Below are 24,662 nucleotides of genomic sequence, written 5' to 3'. Positions count from 1 at the left end.
TGGCGCCTGACGCGGCACCGCTATATATAGTTGATACAAGGTGAGGTCAAGCGCAGGGTTGTCTGCGCAGTCGCCTCAAACCTTGTCAAAAAGGCTCGGTTCGGCTTGCACCAAAGCAAAGCGCGGCACCTGCTCGCCGTCAACCTCGACCGACTCGACGAACATGCTCAACGGGCGCACCCAAAAGCCGTAATCGCCATACAGGGCTTGGTAAAAGACCACTTCTTCTTCGGTTTCGGAATGGCGCGCAATACTGAATACACGGTATTGCGGACCCTTGTAATGTTGGTAGAGCCCAGGTTGTATCGGCATGCTTCGGCCCTCACTGAAATCTTTTCAAAAATAAATAAAAAACCCAAAAACAAAAACCGGGGCACTGGGCCCCGGCTTCCATCGACGAGACGCTTAAACGCGTTCGAAGACGGTGGAGATGCCTTGGCCGAGACCAATGCACATAGTGGCAACCCCGAAGGTGCCGCTATTCTGCTTCATCACGTTCAACAGGGTGCCGGAAATACGTGCACCGGAGCAACCGAACGGGTGACCCAGGGCGATCGCGCCGCCGTGCAGGTTAACCTTCTCGTTCATCTTGTCGAGCACTTTCAGATCTTTCAGCACTGGCAAGGCCTGTGCGGCGAAAGCTTCGTTGAGCTCGAAGAAGTCGATATCATTGATGCCAAGGCCCGCACGCTTCAGGGCTTTTTGTGTCGCAGGCACTGGACCATATCCCATGATTGCCGGATCCACACCTGCCACTGCCATCGAACGGATCACCGCCATAGGCTGGATACCCAGGTCCTGGGCACGCTGCGCCGACATCACGATCATGCACGAAGCACCGTCAGTGATCTGCGACGAAGTACCGGCAGTCACGGTGCCGCCCTTCGGATTAAATGCCGGCTTGAGCGCCGCCAGACTTTCCAGGGTGGTTTCCGGACGAATGGTTTCGTCGTAGTCGTACAGTTTCAGGAAACCGTTTTCGTCGTAACCCTGCATCGGGATGATTTCGTCTTTGAACTTGCCTTCCACGGTCGCCTTGTGGGCCAACTGGTGGGAACGCACGCCAAAGGCATCCTGCTGCTCACGAGTGATGCCGTGCATCTTGCCAAGCATTTCAGCGGTCAGGCCCATCATGCCCGAGGCTTTCGCCGCGTACAGCGACATGTGCGGGTTCGGATCGACACCGTGCATCATGCTCACGTGCCCCATGTGCTCGACGCCGCCGACCACGAACACGTCACCGTTGCCGGTCATGATCGCTTGCGCAGCGGTGTGCAGCGCGCTCATCGACGAACCGCACAGGCGACTGACGGTCTGGCCAGCAGAAGTGTGCGGGATCTGGGTCATCAGCGACGCCATGCGCGCGATGTTCCAGCCCTGCTCCAGGGTCTGGTTGACGCAGCCCCAGATCACGTCCTCGACTTCCGCCGGGTCGACCTTGCTGTTGCGTTCCAGCAGTTTGCTGATCAGGTGCGCCGACATATCTTCGGCGCGGGTGTTGCGGTGCATGCCGCCCTTGGAGCGGCCCATCGGAGTACGACCGAAGTCGACAATCACGACGTCTCTAGGATTCAAGCTCATAAGTTCACTCTCACTCTAGTTGGGGGCGCTTAACCGAAGAAGCTCTGGCCGTTCTTGGCCATTTCGCGCAGCTTCGCGGTCGGGTGGTACAGCGCGCCCAAATCAGCGTACTGGTCAGCCAGGGCAACGAACTCGGCAACACCGATCGAATCGATGTAGCGCAGCGCACCGCCACGGAATGGAGGGAAACCGATACCGTAGACCAGACCCATGTCGGCTTCGGCGGCGGTTTCAACGATGCCGTCTTCCAGGCAACGCACGGTTTCCAGGCACAGCGGGATCATCATCCAGTTGATGATGTCTTCGTCAGTGACTTCGCGCTGCTCGTAAACGATCGGCTTGAGCACTTCGAGTACCGACGGATCGGCGACTTTCTTCTGCTTGCCTTTCTTGTCGGCCTCGTAGGCGTAGAAGCCCTTGCCGTTCTTCTGGCCCAGGCGCTTGGCTTCGTACAGCACGTCGATGGCCGAACGACGGTCATCCTTCATGCGATCCGGGAAACCTTCAGCCATAACGTCGCGACCGTGGTGACCGGTGTCAATGCCGACCACGTCCATCAGGTACGCAGGGCCCATTGGCCAGCCGAATTTTTCCATAACCTTGTCGATACGGACGAAGTCGACACCGGCACTGACCAGCTTGGCGAAACCGCCGAAGTAAGGGAACAGCACGCGGTTGACCAAAAAGCCCGGGCAGTCATTGACGACAATCGGGTTCTTGCCCATTTTCTTCGCGTAGGCAACGGTAGTGGCGATGGCCAGTTCACTGGACTTCTCGCCACGGATCACTTCCACCAGCGGCATCATGTGCACCGGGTTGAAGAAGTGCATGCCGACGAAGTTTTCCGGACGCTTGAGGGCTTTGGCCAGCAGGCTGATGGAAATGGTCGAGGTGTTGGACGCGAGGATGGTGTCCTCTTTGACCTTGTCTTCGACTTCAGCCAGCACCGCTTGCTTGACCTTCGGATTCTCGACCACAGCTTCGACGACCAGATCGACGTGACCGAAGTCGCCGTACGACAGCGTCGGACGAATGCCGTTGAGCACTTCAGCCATCTTCGCCGCGGTCATGCGACCCTTGTCAACGCGGCCGACCAGCAGCTTGGCGGCTTCGGCCAGACCCTGCTCGATACCGTGCTCGTTGATGTCCTTCATCAGGATCGGCGTGCCTTTGGAGGCCGACTGATAAGCGATACCGCCACCCATGATGCCGGCGCCCAGTACGGCAGCCTGCTTCACGTCTTTGGCGATTTCGTCGTAGGCCTTGGCCTTCTTCTTCAGTGCCTGATCGTTCAGGAACAGGCCGATCAGGCTCTGCGCAGCAGAGGTCTTGGCCAGTTTGACGAAGCCTGCAGCTTCCACTTCCAGTGCCTTGTCGCGACCGAAGTTCGCGGCTTTCTGGATGGTCTTGATCGCTTCAACCGGCGCCGGGTAGTTCGGGCCGGCCTGGCCAGCCACGAAACCTTTGGCGGTTTCGAAAGCCATCATTTGTTCAATGGCGTTCAACTTGAGTTTTTCAAGTTTCGGCTGACGCTTGGCCTTGTGATCGAACTCGCCGGAGATGGCGCGCTTGATAAGCTCAAGGGCAGCTTCCTGCAGCTTCTCTGGAGCAACCACGGCGTCGACGGCGCTGACTTTCAGGGCGTCTTCAGGACGGTTTTCCTTGCCGGCGGCAATCCACTCGATGGCATTGTCGACACCGATCAGACGCGGCAGACGTACGGTACCGCCGAAGCCCGGGTAGATGCCCAGTTTGACTTCCGGCAGACCAATCTTGGCCTTGGTGGACATGACGCGATAGTCAGCCGCCAAGCACATTTCCAGACCGCCACCGAGGGCGATGCCGTTGATGGCCGCGACGGTTGGCACGTTGAGGTCTTCGAAATCGCTGAAGATCTTGTTGGCTTCGAGATTGCCAGCAACCAGCTCGGCATCCGGCAGCTTGAAGTTGTCGACAAATTCGGTGATGTCGGCGCCGACGATGAATACGTCCTTGCCGCTGCTGACGATCACGCCCTTGATCGAAGCATCTGCCTTGATGGTGTCTACGGCCTGACGCAGTTCGTTCAGGGTTAGACGGTTGAACTTGTTGACGGACTCACCCTTGAGGTCGAATTTCAATTCGACGATGCCACTTTCAAGAGCTTTAACCGTGATGGCTTTACCTTCGTAAATCATCAACTGATCTCCACGATATGGAAGCTGAACAGTACACGTCGGACGCAGGCTTATGGCTCAGAAGGACGCTTTGCTCGTCGATACTGACACCGTCCGCCTGGCACACCCGCCAACGCGATAGTCGGGATTCTGTAGGAGCAGTCTGTAAGACAAACGCTCAATTCATACGCCCGTTTGATTCGGGTACGTCACCTTCACGGAATTTCTGACAATTGTCAATCGCCCTAAATTCGGGCTGAAATGCGACTTTGCAGTCATTTCTGCACCATGATGAGCAGCAACACCCGTCTCGATGTTGAGCCATTCATAGAATCAATAGTTAGAAAAGTCGCCCTAATTTCCGCCGAGCCCTGTTCAGAAGGCTACGCTGGGGGGACTGCGAGGAAATTTGCCGGGGCGATCGAAGCGCCTGCCGCAAAAAAAGATTACCGGCCTGCCTGGCCAACCCGCCCGACGAATCATGTCGGGCTTTTTATTGCTCGTCTGCCAGACCTTCCACACCGTTGCAGTGAGAAAAGTCGCCGTTTCACGCCAGCGCTTTCAGCGTCGCGTCGATATCCTGCAGAACCGTCGCCTCGCCCTTCTCGCCCCAGTACAAGGCGATCATCTGCTTGTCCGCTTCGATCTTGAAAACATTCCCCGGCAATTTTTCGAAATAATCGAGCAGGGTCCGGTCATCGCAGACTTCCTGCCATTGATTGACCCACACGCCCGGGGTTTTCTGCCAATAGGTCCAGCACGCCGGTTGACTGCCACGTCGGGGTCGGTGGTACTGGGCGCAGGGATTCGGCGGCTCCGGCAGCAGCCAGTGCGGCCACTCCTGCGGCGCCAGCTGCATCGCCAGGCCGATGCGTCGCGCCTCCATGCGCAAGGCCATGCGCCCGCTCTGCGTGCGCGATGGGCGCAACCATGCCAGTGGACTTAAAACTACCAGCAGGATTGACACCACCAGCCAGACCGTCATATCTGTACTCCCGATTTTTGATGAGCCCATTGTGTCACTTGCGAACCAATGCGCTTGAAACCAGCCATACTTACCAATATCGAACCCTCAGGAGGAGCACCTCATGCCCTACCACCACATACTGGTCGCCGTAGATCTGACCGAAGAGTGCGACCCTGTGATCCACCGCGCCCGCGAGCTGTCGGTGAGCAACGCTGCCAAGTTGTCGCTGGTGCATATCGTTGAACCAATGGCCATGGCCTTCGGTGGCGACGTGCCGATGGACCTGTCACAACTGCAACAACAGCAGTTCGATCAGGCCAAGGAGCGTCTTGAAAAACTCAAATCGAAATATCCAGAGCTTGAAGGCGCCAATTGCCATCTGACCTACGGCCAGCCCCGCCAGGAAATCCATCATTTTGCCAAGGAACAAGCGTGCGATCTGATCGTGGTCGGCAGTCACGGCCGTCATGGCCTGGCACTGCTGCTCGGCTCGACCGCGAATGATGTGCTGCACGGTGCGCCATGCGATGTACTGGCGGTGCACCTGGTCAAACGCTGATCTGGCTCGCTCCCACAGGTGACCTGTTCCAGCCTGCAGATCGCGTTACATATGAAAAGCCCGGCGCTCATCACTGAGCGCCGGGCTTTTTCACATCAGCAGCAATCAGGCATCCAGCTCGGCCCAACGCTCCACCAACGCATCCAGCTCGGCCTGCAATTGCTCCAGCGAAGCAATCACTTTGGCCGTTTCCGCCGGCGGACGCTGGTAGAAACCGGCTTCAGCCATTTCCGCTTCAACCGCGGCGATCTGCTGCTCCTTGGCGTCGATGTCGCCCGGCAAGGCTTCCAGCTCGCGCTGCAACTTGTAGCTCAGTTTCTTCTTGGCAACCGGAGCAGCAGCGGCAGGCGCAGCCACCGGAGCCGGCTCAGCGGTAACCACCGCCGAGTTCAGGTCAGCCTTGCCCGACTTGCTTTCAGTCACGCCCAACAGACGCGGCGAGCCGCCCTGACGGATCCAGTCCTGATAGCCGCCGACATATTCACGAACCTTGCCTTCACCTTCGAAGACCAGGGTGCTGGTCACCACGTTATCGAGGAATGCCCGGTCGTGGCTGACCATCAGCACGGTGCCGTTGAAGGTCAGCAGCACTTCTTCGAGCAGCTCGAGGGTTTCCACATCGAGGTCGTTGGTCGGTTCGTCGAGTACCAGCAGGTTCGCCGGCTTGCTGAACAGCTTCGCCAGCAACAGACGCGCACGCTCGCCACCGGACAACGCCTTGACCGGCGTGCGTGCACGCTGCGGGCTGAACAGGAAGTCGCCGAGATAGCTCAGCACATGGCGGCTCTGCCCGTCGATGTCGATGAAGTCGCGACCTTCGGCGACGTTGTCGATCACGGTTTTTTCCAGATCCAGCTGATGGCGCAACTGGTCGAAGTAGGCGACGTCGATACGCGTGCCCTCTTCCACTTTGCCGCTGGTCGGTTGCAGACCGCTGAGCATCAGTTTCAACAGTGTGGTCTTGCCGGTACCGTTGGCGCCGAGCAGACCGATACGGTCGCCGCGCTGCAGGACCATGGAGAAATCCTTGATCAGGAACGGCCCGCCCGGATGCGCGAAGCTCACGTTCTCGAGGACCATCACCTGCTTGCCCGATTTGTCCGCGGTTTCCAGCTGGATGTTGGCCTTGCCGGTACGCTCGCGACGCTCACTGCGCTCAACGCGCAGGGCTTTCAGAGCGCGCACGCGACCTTCGTTACGAGTGCGGCGGGCCTTGATGCCCTGACGGATCCACACCTCTTCCTGAGCCAGACGCTTGTCGAACAGCGCGTTGGCAGTTTCTTCAGCGGCCAGCGCGGCTTCTTTGTGCACGAGGAAACTGGCGTAGTCGCCGTTCCAGTCGATCAGGCCGCCGCGATCCAGTTCGAGGATGCGCGTGGCGAGGTTTTGCAGGAAGGAACGGTCGTGCGTGATGAACAGCACGGCGCCCTGGAAATCTTTCAGCGCTTCTTCGAGCCAGGCAATCGCACCGATGTCCAGGTGGTTGGTCGGTTCGTCGAGCAGCAGCAGGTCCGGTTCGGACACGAGCGCCTGCGCCAGCAGCACGCGACGACGCCAGCCGCCGGACAACTCGGCGAGGGTCTTGTCGGCCGGCAGTTGCAGGCGGCTCAGGGTGCTGTCGACCAGCGTCTGCAGGCGCCAGCCATCACGGGCTTCGAGGTCGTGCTGAACATGCATCAGCTTGTCCAGATCAGCGTCGGTGACGATGTTCTGGCTCAGGTGATGGTATTCGGCGAGCAAGGCGCCAACACCGTCGAGGCCTTCAGCCACCACGTCGAATACCGTCCGGTCGTCGGCAACTGGCAATTCTTGCGGCAGTTCGCCGATTTTCAGACCGGGGGCACGCCACACCGAGCCGTCATCGGGCTTCTGGTCGCCCTTGACCAGCTTCATCATGCTGGACTTGCCAGTGCCGTTGCGACCGATGATGCACACCCGCTCACCACGGGCGATCTGCCAGGACACCTTGTCCAACAACGGCATAGCGCCGAACGCAAGGGACACATCGCTGAATTTGAGCAGGGTCATGAGCTTCTCCAAAAACCGGGCGCGCATTCTACCTGACTTGAGGCTTGAGCAGGCCGGCAATTTGTCTGTCGAAGCACTCTGCACAACATTTGTTGCGAACTTGTGCAGCGAGGCTCGCAAAGCTTTCGCCGCTTGCTGGCAAAAGGCTAAGCTACAGGCAATTCAGTGCGGATTTCGATCGGCACTTGTCATGATTTCTCTGCCCGGATGTCTCATGCGCAGTCGCCTTTTCAGTGTTTTGTCCTGCTTGTTTCTTACCGCCACTGCCGCTCAATCCGTCCAGGCGGTGGACCTGTCCACCCAACGCCAGTTTTACGATGAAGCCAAGCGCGCCTTGGCCAAGGGTGATACCGGCCCGTATTTCCGTTACAGCCAGGCTCTGGCCGATTATCCGCTGGAACCGTATCTGGCCTACGACGAACTGACCGCGCGCCTGAAGACGGCGAGCAACGCCGAGATCGAAAAATTCCTCGCCGAACACGGTGATTTGCCGCAGGCCAATTGGATGAAACTGCGCTGGTTGCGCTGGCTCGCCGACCGTGGCGACTGGGCGACGTTCGTCAAGTATTACGATCCGAAGCTGAATTTCACCGAACTGGACTGCCTCAACGCGCAGTACCAGATCAGCCACGACAAGAAAGCCGAAGGGTATGCCAGTGCGGAAAAACTCTGGCTGACCGGCAAATCGCAACCGGCTGCGTGTGACGCGTTGTTCGGCATCTGGGCCGCCGATGGCCAACTCACCGAGCAGAAACGCTGGGAGCGCACCAAACTTGCCGCGCAGGCACGCAACTATCCGCTGGCCAACAGCCTGATCAACGGCCTGACCACCCTCGCCCCGCGCGGTCGCTTGCTGGTCGACGTGGCGCAGAAACCCGAACTGCTCAACCAGCCGTCGCGCTTCACCCCGGCCGACGAGCCGATGTCAGACGTCGTCAGCCTCGGCCTGCGCCGCCTCGCTCGGCAGGATCCGGACAAGGCCATGGCTTTGCTCGACGGTTACGCCAGCAGCATGCATTTCTCTCGTGATGAAAAAGTCGCGATTGCTCGCGAGATCGGCCTGACCCTTGCGCGCCGCTTCGACAGCCGCGCGCTGGATGTCATGAGCAAATACGATCCGGAGCTGCGCGACAACACCGTCTCGGAATGGCGCCTGCGCCTGCTGCTGCGTCTGGCACGCTGGAACGATGCCTACGAATTGACCAAACGTCTGCCGCAAGACCTGGCCACCACCAACCGTTGGCGCTACTGGCAGGCGCGCAGCCTGGAACTGGCCGAGCCACAAAACCCGCAAGCGCTGACCCTGTACAAGAATCTGGCGCGGGAACGAGACTTCTACGGCTTCCTCGCCGCAGACCGTTCACAATCGCCTTACTCGCTGAACAACAAACCGCTGGTGCTCAGCCAGGCGCTGATCAACAAGGTTCGCAACACCCCCGGCGTACGTCGCGCGCTGGAGTTTCATGCACGCGGGCAGATCGTCGATGGGCGTCGCGAGTGGTATCACGTCAGCCGTCATTTCAACCGCGATGAAATGGTCGCCCAGGCCAAACTGGCCTACGACCTGAAATGGTACTTCCCGGCGATCCGCACCATCAGTCAGGCGCAGTACTGGGACGATCTGGACATCCGCTTCCCGATGGCGCACCGCGATACCCTCGTGCGTGAGGCCAAGGTGCGCGGCCTGCATTCGAGCTGGGTGTTCGCCATCACCCGCCAGGAAAGCGCCTTCATGGACGACGCGCGCTCCAGCGTCGGCGCCAGCGGCCTGATGCAATTGATGCCCGGCACGGCCAAGGAAACCGCGCGCAAGTTCAGCATTCCACTGGCCTCGCCCCAGCAAGTGCTCAATCCAGACAAGAACATCCAGCTCGGCGCCGCTTATCTCAGCCAGGTTCACAGCCAGTTCAACGGCAACCGCGTACTCGCCTCCGCCGCTTACAACGCCGGGCCGGGCCGCGTGCGTCAGTGGCTGCGCGGCGCTGATCACCTGAGTTTCGACGTCTGGGTGGAAAGCATCCCGTTCGACGAAACCCGTCAATACGTGCAGAACGTGTTGTCCTACTCGGTGATCTACGGGCAAAAGCTCAACTCGCCGCAACCGCTGGTGGATTGGCATGAGCGGTATTTTGATGATCAGTAACGGGTAATGCCGGTTACGTAGAAGCCACCGAAGACAGCGATCTTTTGATCTGGCTCAACAAAAATGCCCGCACTGCAATGCGGGCATTTTTTTAGCGCAGCAGATCTATCTTTTCGCCTGCACGACCTTGAGCTTGCCCTCCTCTGTGAGCAGGTATTTCTGAACGGGACTGTTCGGACTTTGAGGATCCGTCATTTCGACCAATCCCGCTGCCAGTGCCGGTTTAAGGTAGTTGGATCTAAATGTCGCCTTATGTGTAAGACCCAATTCGCCCATTAGCTCACTGGTTTTCAGCGCCCGGTTTTGCAACGTTAGCAAAAGCCTCTTTACTGGGTCGGTAACTGGGTCGGTTACTGGGTCGGTCAAAGACTCGCTTTCGACGGCTTCGCGCAGTGCAAGACTCAACGCGTGGAGCATGAATTCAACAAACGGCGTCGATTCTGCCATCCGGTCCGCCGTCGAGAGCGCAGCGTAATAGGCGTCCTGTTGATCCCGGATAACCGCCTCAACTGGCAAGTAGGCAAGTACCGGTCGCCACTGACTGAGAATCAGAGTTTGCCAGAGACGCCCCATCCTCCCATTTCCATCCGCGAAAGGATGAATAAACTCGAATTCGTAATGGAAGACACAACTGATGATCAACGGATGCCAATCAGATGAGCCAAGCCATGCCAAGAGGTCATCGACCAGATGCGTAATCCGGCCCGGGGGGGGCGCCATATGCACCAACTGATCGCCTCGATAGATGCCAACGCCCGTACGGCGTAATTGCCCACTATCTTTTATCAAACCGTGCATCAATAACTCATGGGCTCGCAACAGATCAGGCTTGCTGCCCGGATTCCAGGTCGGCATCGACTCATACGCCGCAAAAGCGTTGTGAACTTCCTGTATATCCTTGGGCAACCCCAGGACTCGACGCCCGGCAATGACCGCAGTGACCTGTTCAACACTCAATGTATTGTTTTCGATAGCCAGCGAAGCCTGAATCGTACGGATTCGATTGCTTCGACGCAGCTGAGGCGTCTGCCGACTATCGTCCACAGCCAAGAGCTGACCTATCTGTTCGCTGATTTCGGCGATCAGCGTAATCATTCGTGCAGTCAAGGTCAGCGGCGGCTGATAACGACTCATATCCTCATCCTGAAATCATGCAGTTCGTAATGATGCCCGATGTTGGCGCCATGCATCAGTTCTGTTTAGTCGCCTCATAACCATCATTAAACTGCAACGCCGCCAGCCGTGCGTACAGCGGATTGCTGGCGATCAATTGCTGATGTGTCCCCACCGCTACCAGCTTGCCTTGATCCATCACTGCAATGCGGTCAGCGTTCTTCACCGTGGCCAGTCGGTGCGCGATGACCAACGTGGTGCGGTTTTCCATCAGCGTTGGCAGGGCCTGCTGGATCAGATGCTCGCTCTGTGCGTCGAGGGCGCTGGTAGCTTCGTCCAAGAGCAGGATCGGCGCGTCTACCAGCAAGGCGCGGGCAATGGCCAGACGTTGGCGCTGACCGCCGGACAACCCGAGGCCGCCGTCGCCGAGATGAGTCTGATAGCCGTCCGGCATTTGTTCGATGAAGTCGTGGGCGTGGGCAATTCGCGCAGCTTCCTTGACCTGTTCAAGCGTGGCCGTCGGGCAGCCGTAGCGGATGTTGTCCTCCACACTGCCGAAGAACAATGCAGGGGTTTGCGAGACCAGGGCGAAACAGCGGCGCAGATCCAGCGGGTCAAGGCTGGTCAGGGGCACGCCATCGAGGAGAATCTGCCCCTCGCGTGGATCGTAGAAGCGCAGCAACAAGTCGTAAACCGTGGACTTACCGGCGCCGGACGGCCCCACCAATGCTAGGGTTTCGCCTGCCCTCACCGTCAGATTCAAGCCATCGACGGCGTAGCTTTGCGGACGCGACGGGTAGGAAAAACGCACGTCGCGCAGTTCAAGTTCTCCTTTGACTCGCGCTGGCAAAGCGACCAGTCCGGTCGACGGTGGCTGGATGATGTTTTCCGAGCGCAGCAATTCCGCGATGCGTTCAGCGGCACCCGCAGCGCGTTGCAGTTCGCCGATCACTTCGCTCAGCGTGCCGAACGCGCTGCCGACAATCAGGCTGTAGAAAACGAATGCCGCCAGCTCGCCGGCCGAGATACGCCCGGCCATTACGTCCATGCCGCCGACCCACAACATCACCGCCACCGCGCCAAGCACCAGCACGATCACCAAAGTGATCAGCCACGCTCGCTGGAAGATCCGTTTGCGCGCGGTTTCGAACGCCTGCTCGACGGTCGAAGCGAAACGCTGCTCGTCCTGAACCTGGTGGTTGTAGGCTTGCACGGTTTTGATCTGGCCGAGGGTTTCCGACACATAGCTGCCAATGTCGGCGATACGGTCCTGGCTCTGGCGCGACAGATTGCGCACACGGCGGCCGAAAATCAGGATTGGCGCGATCACCAGCGGCAGTGCAATCACGACAATGCTGGTCAACTTCGGATTGGTGATGAACAGCAGCACTACACCGCCGATCACCATCAGCAGATTGCGCAGGAACAGCGAGAGCGACGAGCCGATCACCGATTGCAGCAGCGTGGTGTCAGCGGTCAGGCGCGACTGGATTTCCGAGCTGCGGTTGTCCTCATAAAAGCCCGGATGCAAATACACCAGGTGATTGAACACCTGACGGCGAATGTCGGCGACCACGCGCTCGCCTATCCACGACACCAGATAGAAACGGGCAAAGGTGCCCAGCGCCAGCCCGAGCACCAGCAACATGAAAATGCCGATGGACTGATTGAGCAGATGCGGCGAACGGGTCATGAAACCCTGGTCTACCAACAACTTGATGCCCTGCCCCATCGACAGGGTAATGCCGGCGGTGACGATCAGCGCGAGTAGAGCGCCGAAGGCATGCCAGCGGTACGGCAGGAGAAAATGACTGGTCAAGCGCAGGGCGCGCCGGTGTCGGGAAGAGAGCATGGAGATCATGGAGTTCACGTCTGCGCAGATGGATCGGGCCAGCCTAGAGACTCAGATGGGGTGGAACTCTGTAAATCACAATGAGTCAGGTTAAATATGCCCGGGATGTCCGGATGCTAGAAACGATTGGTCTAAGGTTGCGGTTGAGACGAGCGGTCATTTCTGTTTGAGTAGAGATGCCGCCCGCCGACAGACCGCAGGGATTTGTCACAGCCTGGTCACGTGGCGGTTTTAACTTAGGCACACAACCTGATGAGGAGACAGGCCATGTCCTTGCAACACAGCAGCGAAGACAAGATTGAAGTGATCCGCACCAAACCCGACCAGTCTCTGGGTTGCTCGATTATCGATGAGCAGGGCCGCGAAGTACCGATCACTGAAGACATGATCCAGGACGCTTGCCGCGAACTGGAGAAGCGATTGATCAAGCCTGCCGAACAAGAGTGATGTAGCCACCGTCTTCCTGACCCGGCCCTGACTGGCCGGGTTTTTTATATCTGCAATTCGGGATTGGTGGTGTGGCTTTCGCGAGCAGGCTCGCTCCCACCTTTAACTTTGCTGCACTGTAGATCCCCTGTGGGAGCGAGCCTGCTCGCGAAAAGGCCAGCGCTGATTCAGACAGCCACCGCCCCCAGCGCCGCCACAATCTGCCGCAACCCCGGCGCATCACCTTCGATTCGCACCTTCAGCCCTTCGATCTCGCGGCGCACCGGATACTGCTTGCGCAACACGTCAAACGCCGCTCGCTGCTCGGCGACATTTCCCACGAGACTGCGGCGGAAATCCGCATCATCGCGGCGCGGGTCGTACACGCCCCGGCACAACATCGCCAGCGCCCATGCCGGATCGCTGTCACCGTGCAGGGAAACTTCCGACAACCAGGTTGCTGGCAGCAGATCGCTGAGCTGGATAGCTGCAGGTTGGCCGCTGAAAGCGCAGTAGGCCTGATAAATCTGCGCGGTCCCGCGTTGCTTGCCATCGAGGCTGTAACCGGCAATATGTGGCGTGGCCAATACGCAGAGTTCGGCCAGCGCAGGGTCGACTTCCGGCTCTTTTTCCCAGACGTCGAGCACCGCTTGCAGGTCCTCGCGCTCCAGCAGCACCTCACGCAGCGCTGCATTGTCCACTACAGGGCCACGCGCCGCGTTGATCAGCCATGCACCCTGCTTGAGTTGCTGCAAACGCTGTTGATCGAACAGGTGCCAGGTTGCAGAGTCGCCGCTGCGGGTCAATGGCGTATGCAGACTGATCACGTCGCACTGCTCGATGATCTGCTCAAGGCTGACATAATCGCCGCCCTCGGCAGCCTGACGCGGCGGGTCGCAAACCTTGACGTTCCAGCCCAGGCCTTTCAGGACCTTGATCAAGCGCCCCCCCACTTCACCGGCGCCGACGACGCCGTAAGTACGCTGCGTCAGATCAACCCCTTCGATTTCGGCCAGTGTCATCAGACTGCCCAGTACGTAATCGACCACGCCACGGGCATTACACCCCGGCGCGCTCGACCAGCAGATCCCGGCCTCGTTGAAGTAATCGAGATCCAGATGATCGGTGCCGATGGTGCAGGTGCCGACAAAGCGCACCTTGCTGCCTTCAAGCAGCGCGCGATTGACGTTGGTCACCGAACGCACCAGCAACACATCGGCGTGCTCGACCGTCGCGCGGTCAATGGAGCGGCCCGGCACTCGGCGGATGTCACCGAAACCGGCAAAAAAGGCATCGAGCAGCGGGATATTTTCGTCGGCAACAATCAGCATGGCGGGCTCCTTGGGCGGATCGGCAGTTTAGGTGCTGACGCGTCGATCAGCCAGCAGGGTTTGCGCTTACAAATACGCAACAGAGGATTTTTCCTGACCGAGGCGTCAGCGGCGTAGAATGCGCCGCTCTGCGCATCAATACTTTCTGGACGCTTTGCCTGTGAACCCTGTAACTGACCAACCTGTCGCCGTCTCGCTGAGCCGCCCTGCGCGGATTCGCCTGGAGTTGAAAAACCTGCTCGCCCTCGCCCTGCCGATCATCATCGCGCAACTGGCGACCACGGCGATGGGCTTCGTCGATGCGGTGATGGCCGGGCGCGTCGGGCCCAAGGACCTGGCGGCAGTGGCATTGGGCAACTCGATCTGGGTCCCGGTGTTTCTATTGATGACCGGCACCCTGCTGGCCACCACGCCAAAGGTCGCGCAGCGTTTCGGCGCGGGCAAGCACAGCGAGATCGGCCCGATCGTGCGTCAGGCGTTGTGGCTGGCATTGGTAGTCGGATTGATCGCCACCTCGATGCTGATCGCTGCCGAGCCGGTGCTACATCTGATGAAAGTCGATCCGGAGCTGATCAGCCCGTGCATGCAATATCTGCACGGCATCGCCAGCGGCTTGCCGGCGGTGGCCTTCTATCACGTGCTGCGCTGCACCAGCGACGGCATCGGCCGCACCCGCCCGGCCATGGTGTTGGGCCTCTGTGGTCTGGCGCTGAACATCCCGCTGAACTACATCTTCATCTATGGCCACTTTGGCGTTCCGGCCATGGGCGGCGTTGGCTGCGGCTGGGCCACGGCAATCGTGATGTGGGTGATGGCGCTGGGCCTGGCCGGGTATGAACGCTGGGCACCAGCCTATCGCTCAAGCGAACTGTTCAGCCGCTTCGACTGGCCGCAGTGGGCGGTGATCAAACGTCTGCTGTCGATTGGTTTGCCGATCGGCATCGCGGTGTTTGCCGAGTCGAGCATCTTCGCTGTGATCGCCCTGCTGATCGGCAGCCTCGGCGCGACGGTGGTGGCCGGGCATCAGATCGCGCTGAACGTCAGCTCGCTGGTGTTCATGATTCCCTATTCGCTGGGCATGGCGGTCACCGTGCGTGTCGGCCAGGCGCTGGGCCGCGAGGAACCGCGAGAGGCACGTTTTGCCGCTGGAGTCGGCATGGGCACGGCGCTGGCCTACGCCTGCCTGTCAGCGAGCCTGATGCTGGCGCTGCGCGAGCCGATTGCGGCGATCTATACCGCTGATCCAACAGTGATTCACATTGCGGCGATGCTGATTGTCTATTCGGCGCTATTCCAGTTTTCCGATGCAATCCAAGTGACCGCAGCAGGCGCACTGCGTGGCTATCAGGATACTCGGGTGACGATGATCCTGACTCTCTTCGCCTACTGGGGGATTGGTTTACCGGTCGGTTATGCGCTGGGCCTGACCGATTGGCTCGGCGAGCCACGCGGTCCGAGCGGTTTGTGGCAGGGTTTGATCGTCGGTTTGAGCTGCGCAGCGTTGATGCTGTCGATTCGTCTGACACGCAGTGCGCGCAAGCGAATTCGAATCAGTCGTTCGGCGGGTTGATCGCCCAAAAAAAAGACCTGCATTTGCAGGTCTTTTTTTGCCCTGAGTCAGGACTTCTTGCGAATCCAGTACAGATAGGTGCCGGCCTGTTCGTGCTGGCTGACTAGCTCATGGTCAAGAAACACGCAGAACTTGGGGATATCGCGCTTGGTCGAGGGATCGGTGGCGATCACCTTGAGCAGGCCGCCGGGCACCAGATCGCGGATGTGCTGATGCAACATCATTACCGGTTCCGGGCAATTCAGACCGGTGGCGTCGAGGGTGCCGTCGACTGGGGTGTTGATCATTTCGCTCATGGTTTACTCCAAAACTGGCCGGCATTGTCGCGCATTGCTTGGGATATCGTCCAACCCATGTGGGAGCGAGCCTGCTCGCGAAGGCAATCCGTCAGCCCCACCGCTTCCGCGAGCAGCCTCGCTCCCACAGGTTCAGTGTTGTGTCAGCGCGATTTGGGTTTTCTGGTGTCGTGCCGGCGCAGATGGCAAGTCACTTCCTCGCGGTCGTGATACAGCTGCTTGCAGCCGATATCAACCTTGATCCCACGCGCCTTGAAACCGTCGGCAATGCGCTCGAGCAGACGTTTCACTTCGGCATAACGCTGCTTCATCGGCAGCTTCAGGTTGACCACTGCTTCGCGGCAATGTCCTTCGCCGATCCACTCTTCCAGCATCGCCGCGTTGCGCGCAGGTTTCTCGACAATGTCGCAAACCATCCAGTCCACCGGCTGCTTCGGCTTGAAGGTGAAACCGTCTGCCATCAGATGCTGGACCAGCCCGGTTTCCATCAGGCTTTCAGCCATCGGGCCGTTGTCGATAGCCGTCACCAGCATGCCACGGTTGACCAGTTGCCAGGTCCAGCCGCCCGGCGCGGCGCCGAGGTCAACGCCGGTCATGTCGCTGTGCAGGCGGTCTTCCCACTGATCACGTGGAATGAAGTGATGCCACGCCTCCTCCAGCTTCAAGGTCGAACGGCTGGGTGCCTCGCGAGGAAACTTCAGGCGCGGGATGCCCATCGGCCACATCGCCGAATTGCCGGCATCGGCCATGCCGAGAAACACTTCGCGACCACTTTTGAAGGTCAGCAACAAACGCGGCTTGCTGGCGTCTTCCACCAGTTTGCCAGCGGCGGTCAGCGCCTTGCGCAGCGGGCCTTCGAACTTTTTGCAGAAATTCGACAGTTCCTTGCCGTCATTGGTATCGACCACTTCCAGCCACAGACTGCCAAACACCGGAAAATCGGCCATGTGCGCGAGGATTACGCTGATCCGATCGTTTTCCGGCAGATCGATGAAAAAGCCGCGCGCCCACTGCCGAGGGAAGATCAATTCGGCGAAACGCTGACCGCGCATCAGGCGTTCGGCGCCGTCGGCTTCGGTGCAGACAAACTCGGCGCAGGCCGTGGCGGTTTTGGCTTTGGCGTAACCGGCGACATTGAGACGGGCGGCGAGATCGGAAATCTCCGAACAGACTTCGCCTTCGAAGCCGGGCCGGCAATGCATGAATAGGGTGTTCATTCTTACTCCTGGGCAGCGGTCGATCATTCGGCCGCTGCGCGATGCTCAAGCCTTGCGTTGCCGCAATGCCTGTCACGAAAACCGGCGCATGATAGCTGAAGTCGGAACCATGGTTGCGCCGATAGAGTCCAGTTATTAGCCAGCTACTCAAAACAGGGCTAGGTTTAATGCTCTGCCCGTCCCCTCAGTCCGTAGCCGTGCGGACTCAAAGGAGTGATCGTAATGCCGTCCCTCGATAGTCTGAAGTCACTGAAAACCCTACAAATCGACGCCACGACCTACCACTATTTCAGCCTGCCGGAAGCCGCCAAAAGCCTGGGCGATCTCGACAAGCTGCCGATGTCACTGAAGGTCCTGCTGGAAAATCTTCTGCGCTGGGAAGACGAAAAAACCGTCACCGGCGCTGACCTCAAAGCCATCGCCGCCTGGCTCAAGGAGCGCCGCTCCGATCGCGAAATCCAGTACCGCCCTGCCCGTGTATTGATGCAGGATTTTACCGGCGTCCCCGCCGTGGTCGATCTCGCCGCCATGCGTGCGGCAATGGCCAAGGCCGGCGGCGATCCGCAGCGGATCAATCCGTTGTCGCCGGTGGATCTGGTGATCGACCACTCGGTGATGGTCGACAAGTTTGCCAGCGCCAGTGCGTTTGAACAGAACGTCGACATCGAAATGCAACGCAACGGCGAGCGCTATGCCTTCCTGCGCTGGGGCCAGAGTGCGTTCGATAACTTCAGCGTGGTCCCGCCGGGCACCGGCATCTGCCACCAGGTCAACCTTGAGTACCTCGGCCGCACCGTCTGGACCAAAGACGAGGATGGCCGCACCTACGCCTTCCCCGACACCCTGGTCGGCACCGACTCCCACACCACCATGATCAACGGTCTCGGCGTGCTCGGCTGGGGCGTTGGCGGGATCGAGGCGGAAGCGGCGATGCTTGGGCAACCGGTGTCGATGCTGATTCCGGAGGTGATCGGCTTCAAGCTCACCGGCAAACTCAAGGAAGGCATCACCGCCACCGACCTGGTGCTGACCGTGACGCAGATGCTGCGCAAGAAAGGGGTGGTCGGCAAATTCGTCGAATTCTATGGCGACGGTCTCGCCGACCTGCCATTGGCCGACCGCGCGACCATCGCCAACATGGCCCCGGAATACGGTGCGACATGCGGCTTCTTCCCGGTCGACGATGTCACGCTGGAATACCTGCGCTTGTCCGGCCGGCCGCCGGAAGTGGTGAAGCTGGTCGAGGCCTACACCAAGGCTCAAGGCCTGTGGCGTTTGCCGGGCCAGGAGCCGGTGTTCACCGACAGCCTGGCCTTGGACATGGGCAGCGTCGAGGCCAGCCTGGCCGGGCCGAAACGCCCGCAGGATCGGGTCTCGCTGCCCAACGTCGCGCAGGCCTTCAGTGATTTCATCGACCTGCAATTCAAACCCACCAGCAAGGAAGAAGGACGCCTGGAAAGCGAGGGCGGTGGCGGCGTGGCGGTGGGCAACGCCGATCTGGTCGGTGAAGCGGACTACGAATACGAGGGCAAGACCTATCGCCTGAAAAACGGTGCAGTGGTCATCGCCGCGATCACTTCCTGCACCAACACTTCCAACCCGAGCGTGATGATGGCGGCCGGGTTGCTGGCGAAGAAAGCCGTCGAGAAAGGTCTGACGCGCAAGCCCTGGGTCAAAAGCTCACTGGCCCCCGGTTCGAAAGTCGTCACCGACTACTACAAGGCTGCCGGGCTGACTCAGTACCTCGATCAGCTCGGGTTTTCGTTGGTCGGTTACGGTTGCACCACCTGCATCGGCAACTCCGGGCCACTGCCGGAGCCGATCGAGAAAGCCATTCAGAAAGCCGATCTGACCGTCGCGTCGGTCTTGTCCGGCAACCGCAATTTCGAAGGCCGTGTGCACCCACTGGTGAAAACCAACTGGCTGGCCTCGCCTCCGCTGGTCGTCGCTTACGCATTGGCGGGCAGCGTGCGCACCGATATCAGCAGCGAACCGTTGGGCGAGGATCAGCAGGGCAATCCGGTGTACCTGCGTGATATCTGGCCGAGCAGCCGGGAAATCGCCGAGGCGGTGAATCAGGTCAATACGGCGATGTTCCACAAGGAATACGCCGAAGTGTTTGCCGGTGATGAGCAATGGCAGGCCATCGAGGTGCCGCAAGCGGCCACTTACGTCTGGCAGGACGATTCGACCTACATTCAGCATCCACCTTTCTTCGACGACATTTCCGGACCTCTGCCGGAAGTGAAAGACGTCAAAGGTGCGCGGGTCTTGGCTTTGCTCGGCGATTCAGTGACCACCGACCATATCTCCCCCGCCGGCAACATCAAGATCGACAGCCCGGCCGGGCGGTATCTGCAGGAAAAAGGCGTCGAGCCGCGCGACTTCAACTCCTACGGTTCCCGTCGCGGCAATCATGAAGTGATGATGCGGGGCACGTTTGCCAACATCCGTATTCGCAACGAGATGCTTGGGGGCGAGGAAGGCGGGAACACCATTTACATTCCCACCGGGGAAAAAATGGCGATCTATGATGCGGCGATGCAATATCAGGCTTCGGGTACGCCGCTGGTGGTGATTGCCGGTCAGGAGTACGGCACCGGGTCGAGCCGTGACTGGGCGGCGAAAGGCACCAATCTGCTGGGCGTCAAAGCGGTGATTGCGGAGAGTTTCGAACGTATTCACCGCTCGAATCTGGTCGGGATGGGTGTGCTGCCGTTGCAGTTCAAGCTTGATCAGAACCGTAAGAGCCTCAATCTGACCGGCAAAGAGACGTTCGAGATTCTGGGATTGACCGGCGTCGAGCTAAGGCCGCGGATGAACCTGCCGCTGGTTATCACTCGCGAGGATGGGCGTCAGGAGAGAATCGAAGTCTTGTGCCGGATTGATACGCTGAATGAGGTCGAGTACTTCAAATCCGGCGGGATTCTGCATTATGTGTTGCGGCAGTTGATTGCTTCGTGACGGGGTGACATTCGCCCAGGCTGTGATCTTTTTGACTTGGCTTTCAAAAGCAGGATCAAAAGATCGCAGCCTTCGGCGGCTCCTGCATTCAGGCGAAAAAAAACCCGCCGAAGCGGGTTTTTCCCAAGACCATTATCGACTCCCTGTCGGCAGCGATCCTTGCGATGGTCGATCGTCCATGATCCTGAAACACTCCCTGTGTCTCAGTTGATGTGTGTAGATTACCCAGTGGATCCAATCAGCAATAGTCGTAAAAGCTACCAACACGTGTAAGACATTCGCCATACAAACACTTCCGAAAACCCTTAGACCCGTCAGGCACCGCCGCTTTCACGAGCCCTGGCGCTTTCGGCGAGAAACTGTTCAAGCCTGCTCAACTGCTCCTCCCAGCCGCGACTGTCCATGTAATACGCCTCTTTCTGACGGGTATCAGGGATGTGCGCGAAGCCGGATTCCGAGACCTTGAGTAGAGTGCCGTCTTCGAAGTCCTGCAATTCGAACTTGACCAGCGTGGTCGGCTCTTGTGAGTAGTCGATCTTCGGGTTGACCGCATACGGGTGCCAGCGGAAAGAAAACAACTGCTGCGGCTCGACCCGCTCGATCAGCACATTCCACAATACGTGTTCATAACCGGGGTAAGTGACCTGACCCTGCGTCCACTCGCCGGCAATGAAACGCCGGCCCTCGAGCGCCACGCCAAACCACTGGCCAAACGCCTCCGCATCGACCAATGCACGCCAGACATGGGAACGCGACGCCTTGAGCGTGATCTTGCGTTCGAAACTGTTAGGTACTGGTTTCATACGTCACCTCCTGTTCTGAACACTAGGCTTGTATGACCACATGTCCAATGCGAAGTTGTATCGAAGCGCTGCAGCCACCGATTCGAGCGGACACATTCTGCGGTAGTTTGCGCTCTGTGATCGGCGCCGCATGACCTGTTATCTTGCCAGCGAATCCGCAGAAACAAGGACGAATCATGCAGCCTTCTCTCGCCGATCGGTATCGCGGCGCCCTCCTCGGCCTGGCTTGCGGCGATGCGGTCGGCACAACAGTTGAGTTCCAGCCGCGAGGATCATTCCAGCCGCTGAGCGACATGGTCGGCGGTGGCCCGTTCCAGCTCAAGCCAGGGCAATGGACCGATGACACTTCAATGGCACTGTGCTTGGCCGAGAGCCTGCTGCGCAAAAACGGCTTCGACGCGGCTGATCAGATGGGCCGCTATCTCAATTGGTGGAAGTGGGGATACCTGAGCTCCACCGGCGAATGTTTCGACATTGGCATGACCGTCAGCCAGGCGCTGGAACAGTATCAGCGAACCGGGGAGCCTTTCGCAGGGTCGACTGACCCGTTGACTGCTGGTAACGGGTCGCTGATGCGGTTGGCACCAGTCGTGCTGTTTTATTTTCCGGACGCTGGACAGATCCAGATCCACGCTGCCGGCAGTTCGCGCACAACCCATGCGGCGCCGGAGGCAATCGAGTGCTGCCAATTGCTGGCTGATCTGATTGCACGAGCGCTTGAGGGTGCGGAAAAAACACAGCTTCGCCGGGCGCCACTGCTCAAGCTTTCCCAGCCCAAGGTGGTTGCGATTGCTCAGGGTGAGTACCTTCACAAAGCGGAAACTGAAATAAAAGGCAGTGGCTATAGCGTCCAATCGCTGGAAGCCGCTTTGTGGTGCTTTCACCATACGCAGACATTCGCCGAAGCGGTGTTGAAAGCAGCCAATCTCGGTGATGATGCGGATACAACGGCTGCTATCGTGGGTCAGTTGGCAGGTGCTTACTACAGCGCTCGGGCGATCCCCGAACACTGGCTGGAGCAGTTGCATGAAGGCGAGGAAATCACGGCCACTGCGGATCGCTTGCTTGAGGCGTCCCGGCTACGTACATAACAATCGATACACCCTTTCCACTCGAGATAGCGAGAACCTTATGTCAGTGCGTTTGCTTCTGGCCTCTGTGCCTTTTTTGTTTGCCCCTTTCGCCCATGCCGCCGTTGATTGCACCAACGCCAGCGATCAGGCGACGATGAATCAATGCGCGGGGCAAGCGTTCAAAGCGGCAGACAAGGAACTGAATACGCTCTATCAGCAGATCACCGGACGCCTGAAGGACAACCCGGACGGAAAGAAGCTGTTGGTCAACGCGCAGCGGGCGTGGGTCAGCTTCCGGGATGCCGAGTGCAAGTTTTCGGCTTCTGGGGTGGACGGCGGCAGTGTTTATCCATTGGTTTACAGTAGTTGTCTCACAGCCGTAACCAAGGCCAGAGTAGAAACCCTCAAGCAGTATTTGAAATGTGAGGAAGGTGATATGAGTTGCCCGGTACCCGGTGCGTAATCACAGGCTCCGCTTACGGAGCCTGTGCTGTGAACCGTTACGCCTCAGACGTGAGGATCGCCCGGCGCTTTGCTCGGCGCTGCGTATTGCGGCTTGAGGTGGCCATCCTGATCGAGTAACCAGGCGTCCATGATCTGCCGCACTACTGGACCGGCAACACGACCACCCGCCTCGCCGTTTTCGATCATTACCGAGATGGCGATCTTCGGATGCTCGGCCGGTGCAAATCCTACAAACAGGGCGTTGTCACGGTGGCGCTCGAGGGTTTTCTCACGGTTGTAGCGCTCACCCTGCTTGATCGCCACCACTTGCGCCGTACCACTCTTGCCAGCGATGCGGTATTGCGCCCCCGCAGCCGCCGCTCGTGCGATGCCTCGAGCATCGTGCATGACCATCTGCATACCGTGGTTGACCTGCTCCCAATCCCGCGGATCCTTGAGCAGAATGTTCGGCATCGGGTGCTCGTCAACCGGCGCTACACCGTCGACCGACTTGGCCAGGTGCGGCCGATTCCATATCCCTTTGTTGGCAATCAGTGCCGTGGCTTGGGCCAATTGCAGTGGTGTGACCTGCATGTAGCCCTGGCCGATGCCGAGAATAACTGTCTCGCCGGGATACCAGGCCTGTCGCCGAGTAGCGCGTTTCCACGCTTGCGATGGCATCAGACCAGGCGACTCTTCAAACATGTCCAGCGAGACTTTTTCACCAAGGCCGAACATCGCCATGTAGTCGTGCAGACGATCAATGCCAAGCTTGTGCGCCAGATCATAGAAGTAGGTGTCGTTGGAACGCATGATCGCCGCGTCCATGTCCACCCAACCATCACCACTGTGGTTCCAGTTGCGATACTTGTGATCGAAGTCCGGTAATTGGTAGTAGCCGGGATCGTATACGCGGGTCTGCGGGGTCACGACGCCGGCGTCCAGACCGGCGATGGCGACTTCCGGTTTGATCGTCGAGCCTGGGGCGTACAGGCCACGCAATACGCGGTTGAACAATGGCCGATCGATGGAATCTCGCAGCGCTGAATATTCCTTCGAACTGATCCCGGTGACGAACAGATTCGGATCGAAACTCGGATTGCTGACCATCGCCAGCACTTCTCCAGTGGACGGGTCGAGAGCTACCACTGAACCACGACGGTCGCCCAAAGCGGCTTCGGCAGCTTCTTGCAGCTTGACATCGAGGCTCAGGACGATGTTCTTGCCTGGCACCGGATCGGTGTGCTTGAGTACCCGTAGCACACGGCCTTGAGCATTGGTTTCGACTTCTTCGTAACCGACATGGCCGTGCAACTGCGCTTCATAAAAACGCTCGATACCGGTTTTACCAATGGACTGCGTACCTCGGTATTCCACGGAGTCGAGAGTTTTCGATTCTTTTTCGTTGATCCGACCGACATAACCGATCGAATGGGCGAAATGTGCGCCCAGGGGATAGTGCCGGACAAACTGCGGCTCGACATCAATGCCCGGCAAGCGAAACTCGTTAACCGCCAGGACGGCAATCTGCTCTTCCGTCAGCTCATAAAACAGGGTGACCGGTGTGAACGGATGCCGGGATTGCTTCATCGCCTTCTCGAACACCGTGCGGTCTTCAGCAGGCAAGTGCAGCAAGTTGATGACTTCGTCCAATTCTTGATTGACGTCGGTGGCACGCTCACGGGTGATGGTCAGGTTGTAGCTGGGGCGATTGTCGGCGAGCAACACACCGTTGCGGTCGTAGATCAATCCACGCGTCGGCGGTATCGGGAGGACATGGACGCGATTGTTTTCGGAGATGGTCGAATGATAGTCGAATTCCACGACCTGGAGGATGTACAGGCGCACCACCAGAGCGCAGCTGATGGCGAAGACAAACAGAGCGCAGGCGATCAATCGTTTGTTGACCAGCCGCGTCTCTTTTTCATGATCCTTGATCGGGATTGGTTCAGGCATTTCTACAGCAACTCTTTGACATAAATGAGTGCCGATCCGTGGGCAGGACATCAGTCCGTTAAAAAACGAGCTGCACCATACCAAAACTCGCCATCCACTTCAGGATGAATTTCCCCGATGGCAGGCCGAAAACTTTCTCGCAGGCAAAACAAAACCCCAACTGCTTTCGCAATTGGGGTTTCG

Annotated in this window: 19 protein-coding genes; 7 read left to right on the top strand and 12 right to left on the bottom strand. The window is 58.9% G+C overall.

All coding sequences use genetic code 11. The features are described from left to right. Positions 1-75: 75 nt before the first annotated feature. The 4 genes from D8U71_RS20155 to D8U71_RS20140 form a co-directional block, all read right to left on the bottom strand. The gene (locus D8U71_RS20155) at positions 76-312 is read right to left on the bottom strand and encodes a DUF1653 domain-containing protein (protein ID WP_125927776.1); all 237 of its coding nucleotides are present in this window, start codon (positions 310-312) and stop codon (positions 76-78) included. Between the two features lie 93 nt (positions 313-405). Then, the gene (gene fadA / locus D8U71_RS20150; protein ID WP_016775495.1) at positions 406-1,581 is read right to left on the bottom strand and encodes an acetyl-CoA C-acyltransferase FadA; all 1,176 of its coding nucleotides are present in this window, start codon (positions 1,579-1,581) and stop codon (positions 406-408) included. A gap of 29 nt (positions 1,582-1,610) precedes the next feature. Beyond that, positions 1,611-3,758, bottom strand: coding sequence for a fatty acid oxidation complex subunit alpha FadB (gene fadB / locus D8U71_RS20145; protein ID WP_130888527.1), 2,148 nt, complete (start codon positions 3,756-3,758; stop codon positions 1,611-1,613). Between the two features lie 526 nt (positions 3,759-4,284). Then, the gene (locus D8U71_RS20140) at positions 4,285-4,722 is read right to left on the bottom strand and encodes a hypothetical protein (RefSeq protein ID WP_071173062.1); all 438 of its coding nucleotides are present in this window, start codon (positions 4,720-4,722) and stop codon (positions 4,285-4,287) included. Positions 4,723-4,825: 103 nt separating this feature from the next. Here D8U71_RS20140 and D8U71_RS20135 point away from each other — a divergent pair, with 103 nt between their 5' ends. Continuing rightward, positions 4,826-5,263, top strand: a complete 438-nt coding sequence (locus D8U71_RS20135) for a universal stress protein (protein WP_016775498.1) — start codon at positions 4,826-4,828, stop codon at positions 5,261-5,263. Positions 5,264-5,368: 105 nt separating this feature from the next. Here the strand turns inward: D8U71_RS20135 and D8U71_RS20130 are convergent, their stop codons facing one another. After that, a complete protein-coding gene (locus D8U71_RS20130) occupies positions 5,369-7,291 on the bottom strand; it encodes an ATP-binding cassette domain-containing protein (RefSeq protein ID WP_039760799.1) in 1,923 nt (640 codons plus the stop codon). Positions 7,292-7,505: 214 nt separating this feature from the next. Between D8U71_RS20130 and D8U71_RS20125 the strand changes: the two genes are divergently transcribed. Further along, positions 7,506-9,434, top strand: coding sequence for a transglycosylase SLT domain-containing protein (locus tag D8U71_RS20125; protein WP_130888526.1), 1,929 nt, complete (start codon positions 7,506-7,508; stop codon positions 9,432-9,434). A 105-nt stretch (positions 9,435-9,539) separates the two neighbouring features. Here D8U71_RS20125 and D8U71_RS20120 read toward each other — a convergent pair whose 3' ends face one another. Then, positions 9,540-10,568, bottom strand: coding sequence for a Fic family protein (locus D8U71_RS20120; RefSeq protein ID WP_130888525.1), 1,029 nt, complete (start codon positions 10,566-10,568; stop codon positions 9,540-9,542). Positions 10,569-10,623: 55 nt separating this feature from the next. Further along, a complete protein-coding gene (locus D8U71_RS20115) occupies positions 10,624-12,408 on the bottom strand; it encodes an ABC transporter transmembrane domain-containing protein (protein ID WP_177433347.1) in 1,785 nt (594 codons plus the stop codon). A gap of 258 nt (positions 12,409-12,666) precedes the next feature. Here D8U71_RS20115 and D8U71_RS20110 point away from each other — a divergent pair, with 258 nt between their 5' ends. After that, positions 12,667-12,846, top strand: coding sequence for a PA1571 family protein (locus D8U71_RS20110; RefSeq protein WP_130888523.1), 180 nt, complete (start codon positions 12,667-12,669; stop codon positions 12,844-12,846). Between the two features lie 167 nt (positions 12,847-13,013). On the opposite strand, the gene pdxB is transcribed toward D8U71_RS20110, so the two are convergent. After that, positions 13,014-14,156, bottom strand: a complete 1,143-nt coding sequence (pdxB, locus tag D8U71_RS20105) for a 4-phosphoerythronate dehydrogenase PdxB (protein WP_130888522.1) — start codon at positions 14,154-14,156, stop codon at positions 13,014-13,016. A 160-nt stretch (positions 14,157-14,316) separates the two neighbouring features. Here pdxB and D8U71_RS20100 point away from each other — a divergent pair, with 160 nt between their 5' ends. Further along, entirely contained in the window at positions 14,317-15,726 is a 1,410-nt protein-coding gene (locus D8U71_RS20100; RefSeq protein WP_071173109.1) for an MATE family efflux transporter, read from the top strand. Positions 15,727-15,773: 47 nt separating this feature from the next. Here D8U71_RS20100 and tusA read toward each other — a convergent pair whose 3' ends face one another. Together tusA and rlmM are read right to left on the bottom strand one after the other, a co-directional pair. Further along, positions 15,774-16,022, bottom strand: coding sequence for a sulfurtransferase TusA (gene tusA / locus D8U71_RS20095; protein WP_130888521.1), 249 nt, complete (start codon positions 16,020-16,022; stop codon positions 15,774-15,776). A 143-nt stretch (positions 16,023-16,165) separates the two neighbouring features. Further along, positions 16,166-17,239, bottom strand: a complete 1,074-nt coding sequence (gene rlmM / locus D8U71_RS20090; RefSeq protein ID WP_130888520.1) for a 23S rRNA (cytidine(2498)-2'-O)-methyltransferase RlmM — start codon at positions 17,237-17,239, stop codon at positions 16,166-16,168. 222 nt (positions 17,240-17,461) lie between these two features. Between rlmM and acnA the strand changes: the two genes are divergently transcribed. After that, positions 17,462-20,203: an aconitate hydratase AcnA gene (gene acnA / locus D8U71_RS20085; RefSeq protein WP_130888519.1), complete on the top strand. Its 2,742-nt coding sequence runs from the start codon at positions 17,462-17,464 to the stop codon at positions 20,201-20,203. A 314-nt stretch (positions 20,204-20,517) separates the two neighbouring features. On the opposite strand, the gene D8U71_RS20080 is transcribed toward acnA, so the two are convergent. Then, positions 20,518-21,006 (bottom strand): SRPBCC family protein, encoded by a 489-nt coding sequence (locus tag D8U71_RS20080; protein WP_130888518.1) that lies wholly within the window; start codon positions 21,004-21,006, stop codon positions 20,518-20,520. A 176-nt stretch (positions 21,007-21,182) separates the two neighbouring features. Between D8U71_RS20080 and D8U71_RS20075 the strand changes: the two genes are divergently transcribed. Together D8U71_RS20075 and D8U71_RS20070 are read left to right on the top strand one after the other, a co-directional pair. Then, entirely contained in the window at positions 21,183-22,097 is a 915-nt protein-coding gene (locus D8U71_RS20075) for an ADP-ribosylglycohydrolase family protein (protein ID WP_130888517.1), read from the top strand. A 40-nt stretch (positions 22,098-22,137) separates the two neighbouring features. Continuing rightward, a complete protein-coding gene (locus tag D8U71_RS20070; protein WP_024013653.1) occupies positions 22,138-22,542 on the top strand; it encodes a lysozyme inhibitor LprI family protein in 405 nt (134 codons plus the stop codon). A gap of 44 nt (positions 22,543-22,586) precedes the next feature. Here the strand turns inward: D8U71_RS20070 and mrdA are convergent, their stop codons facing one another. Beyond that, positions 22,587-24,479, bottom strand: a complete 1,893-nt coding sequence (mrdA, locus tag D8U71_RS20065; protein ID WP_130888516.1) for a penicillin-binding protein 2 — start codon at positions 24,477-24,479, stop codon at positions 22,587-22,589. Positions 24,480-24,662: the final 183 nt, after the last annotated feature.

This window comes from Pseudomonas sp. Sample_21, from assembly GCF_004307525.1.
Taxonomy (GTDB): Bacteria; Pseudomonadota; Gammaproteobacteria; order Pseudomonadales; family Pseudomonadaceae; genus Aquipseudomonas; species Aquipseudomonas atacamensis.
The sequence above is the reverse complement of the archived record's forward strand: the minus strand, read 5'-3'. Positions and strand labels throughout refer to the sequence as shown.

What these genes read in the sequence shown, in the direction of transcription:
- D8U71_RS20155 (WP_125927776.1), bottom strand. Translation starts at nt 312, where the DNA reads ATGCCGATACAACCTGGGCTCTACCAACATTACAAGGGTCCGCAATAC.
- fadA (WP_016775495.1), bottom strand. Translation starts at nt 1,581, where the DNA reads ATGAGCTTGAATCCTAGAGACGTCGTGATTGTCGACTTCGGTCGTACT.
- fadB (WP_130888527.1), bottom strand. Translation starts at nt 3,758, where the DNA reads ATGATTTACGAAGGTAAAGCCATCACGGTTAAAGCTCTTGAAAGTGGC.
- D8U71_RS20140 (WP_071173062.1), bottom strand. Translation starts at nt 4,722, where the DNA reads ATGACGGTCTGGCTGGTGGTGTCAATCCTGCTGGTAGTTTTAAGTCCA.
- D8U71_RS20135 (WP_016775498.1), top strand. Translation starts at nt 4,826, where the DNA reads ATGCCCTACCACCACATACTGGTCGCCGTAGATCTGACCGAAGAGTGC.
- D8U71_RS20130 (WP_039760799.1), bottom strand. Translation starts at nt 7,291, where the DNA reads ATGACCCTGCTCAAATTCAGCGATGTGTCCCTTGCGTTCGGCGCTATG.
- D8U71_RS20125 (WP_130888526.1), top strand. Translation starts at nt 7,506, where the DNA reads ATGCGCAGTCGCCTTTTCAGTGTTTTGTCCTGCTTGTTTCTTACCGCC.
- D8U71_RS20120 (WP_130888525.1), bottom strand. Translation starts at nt 10,568, where the DNA reads ATGAGTCGTTATCAGCCGCCGCTGACCTTGACTGCACGAATGATTACG.
- D8U71_RS20115 (WP_177433347.1), bottom strand. Translation starts at nt 12,408, where the DNA reads ATGATCTCCATGCTCTCTTCCCGACACCGGCGCGCCCTGCGCTTGACC.
- D8U71_RS20110 (WP_130888523.1), top strand. Translation starts at nt 12,667, where the DNA reads ATGTCCTTGCAACACAGCAGCGAAGACAAGATTGAAGTGATCCGCACC.
- pdxB (WP_130888522.1), bottom strand. Translation starts at nt 14,156, where the DNA reads ATGCTGATTGTTGCCGACGAAAATATCCCGCTGCTCGATGCCTTTTTT.
- tusA (WP_130888521.1), bottom strand. Translation starts at nt 16,022, where the DNA reads ATGAGCGAAATGATCAACACCCCAGTCGACGGCACCCTCGACGCCACC.
- rlmM (WP_130888520.1), bottom strand. Translation starts at nt 17,239, where the DNA reads ATGAACACCCTATTCATGCATTGCCGGCCCGGCTTCGAAGGCGAAGTC.
- acnA (WP_130888519.1), top strand. Translation starts at nt 17,462, where the DNA reads ATGCCGTCCCTCGATAGTCTGAAGTCACTGAAAACCCTACAAATCGAC.
- D8U71_RS20080 (WP_130888518.1), bottom strand. Translation starts at nt 21,006, where the DNA reads ATGAAACCAGTACCTAACAGTTTCGAACGCAAGATCACGCTCAAGGCG.
- D8U71_RS20075 (WP_130888517.1), top strand. Translation starts at nt 21,183, where the DNA reads ATGCAGCCTTCTCTCGCCGATCGGTATCGCGGCGCCCTCCTCGGCCTG.
- D8U71_RS20070 (WP_024013653.1), top strand. Translation starts at nt 22,138, where the DNA reads ATGTCAGTGCGTTTGCTTCTGGCCTCTGTGCCTTTTTTGTTTGCCCCT.
- mrdA (WP_130888516.1), bottom strand. Translation starts at nt 24,479, where the DNA reads ATGCCTGAACCAATCCCGATCAAGGATCATGAAAAAGAGACGCGGCTG.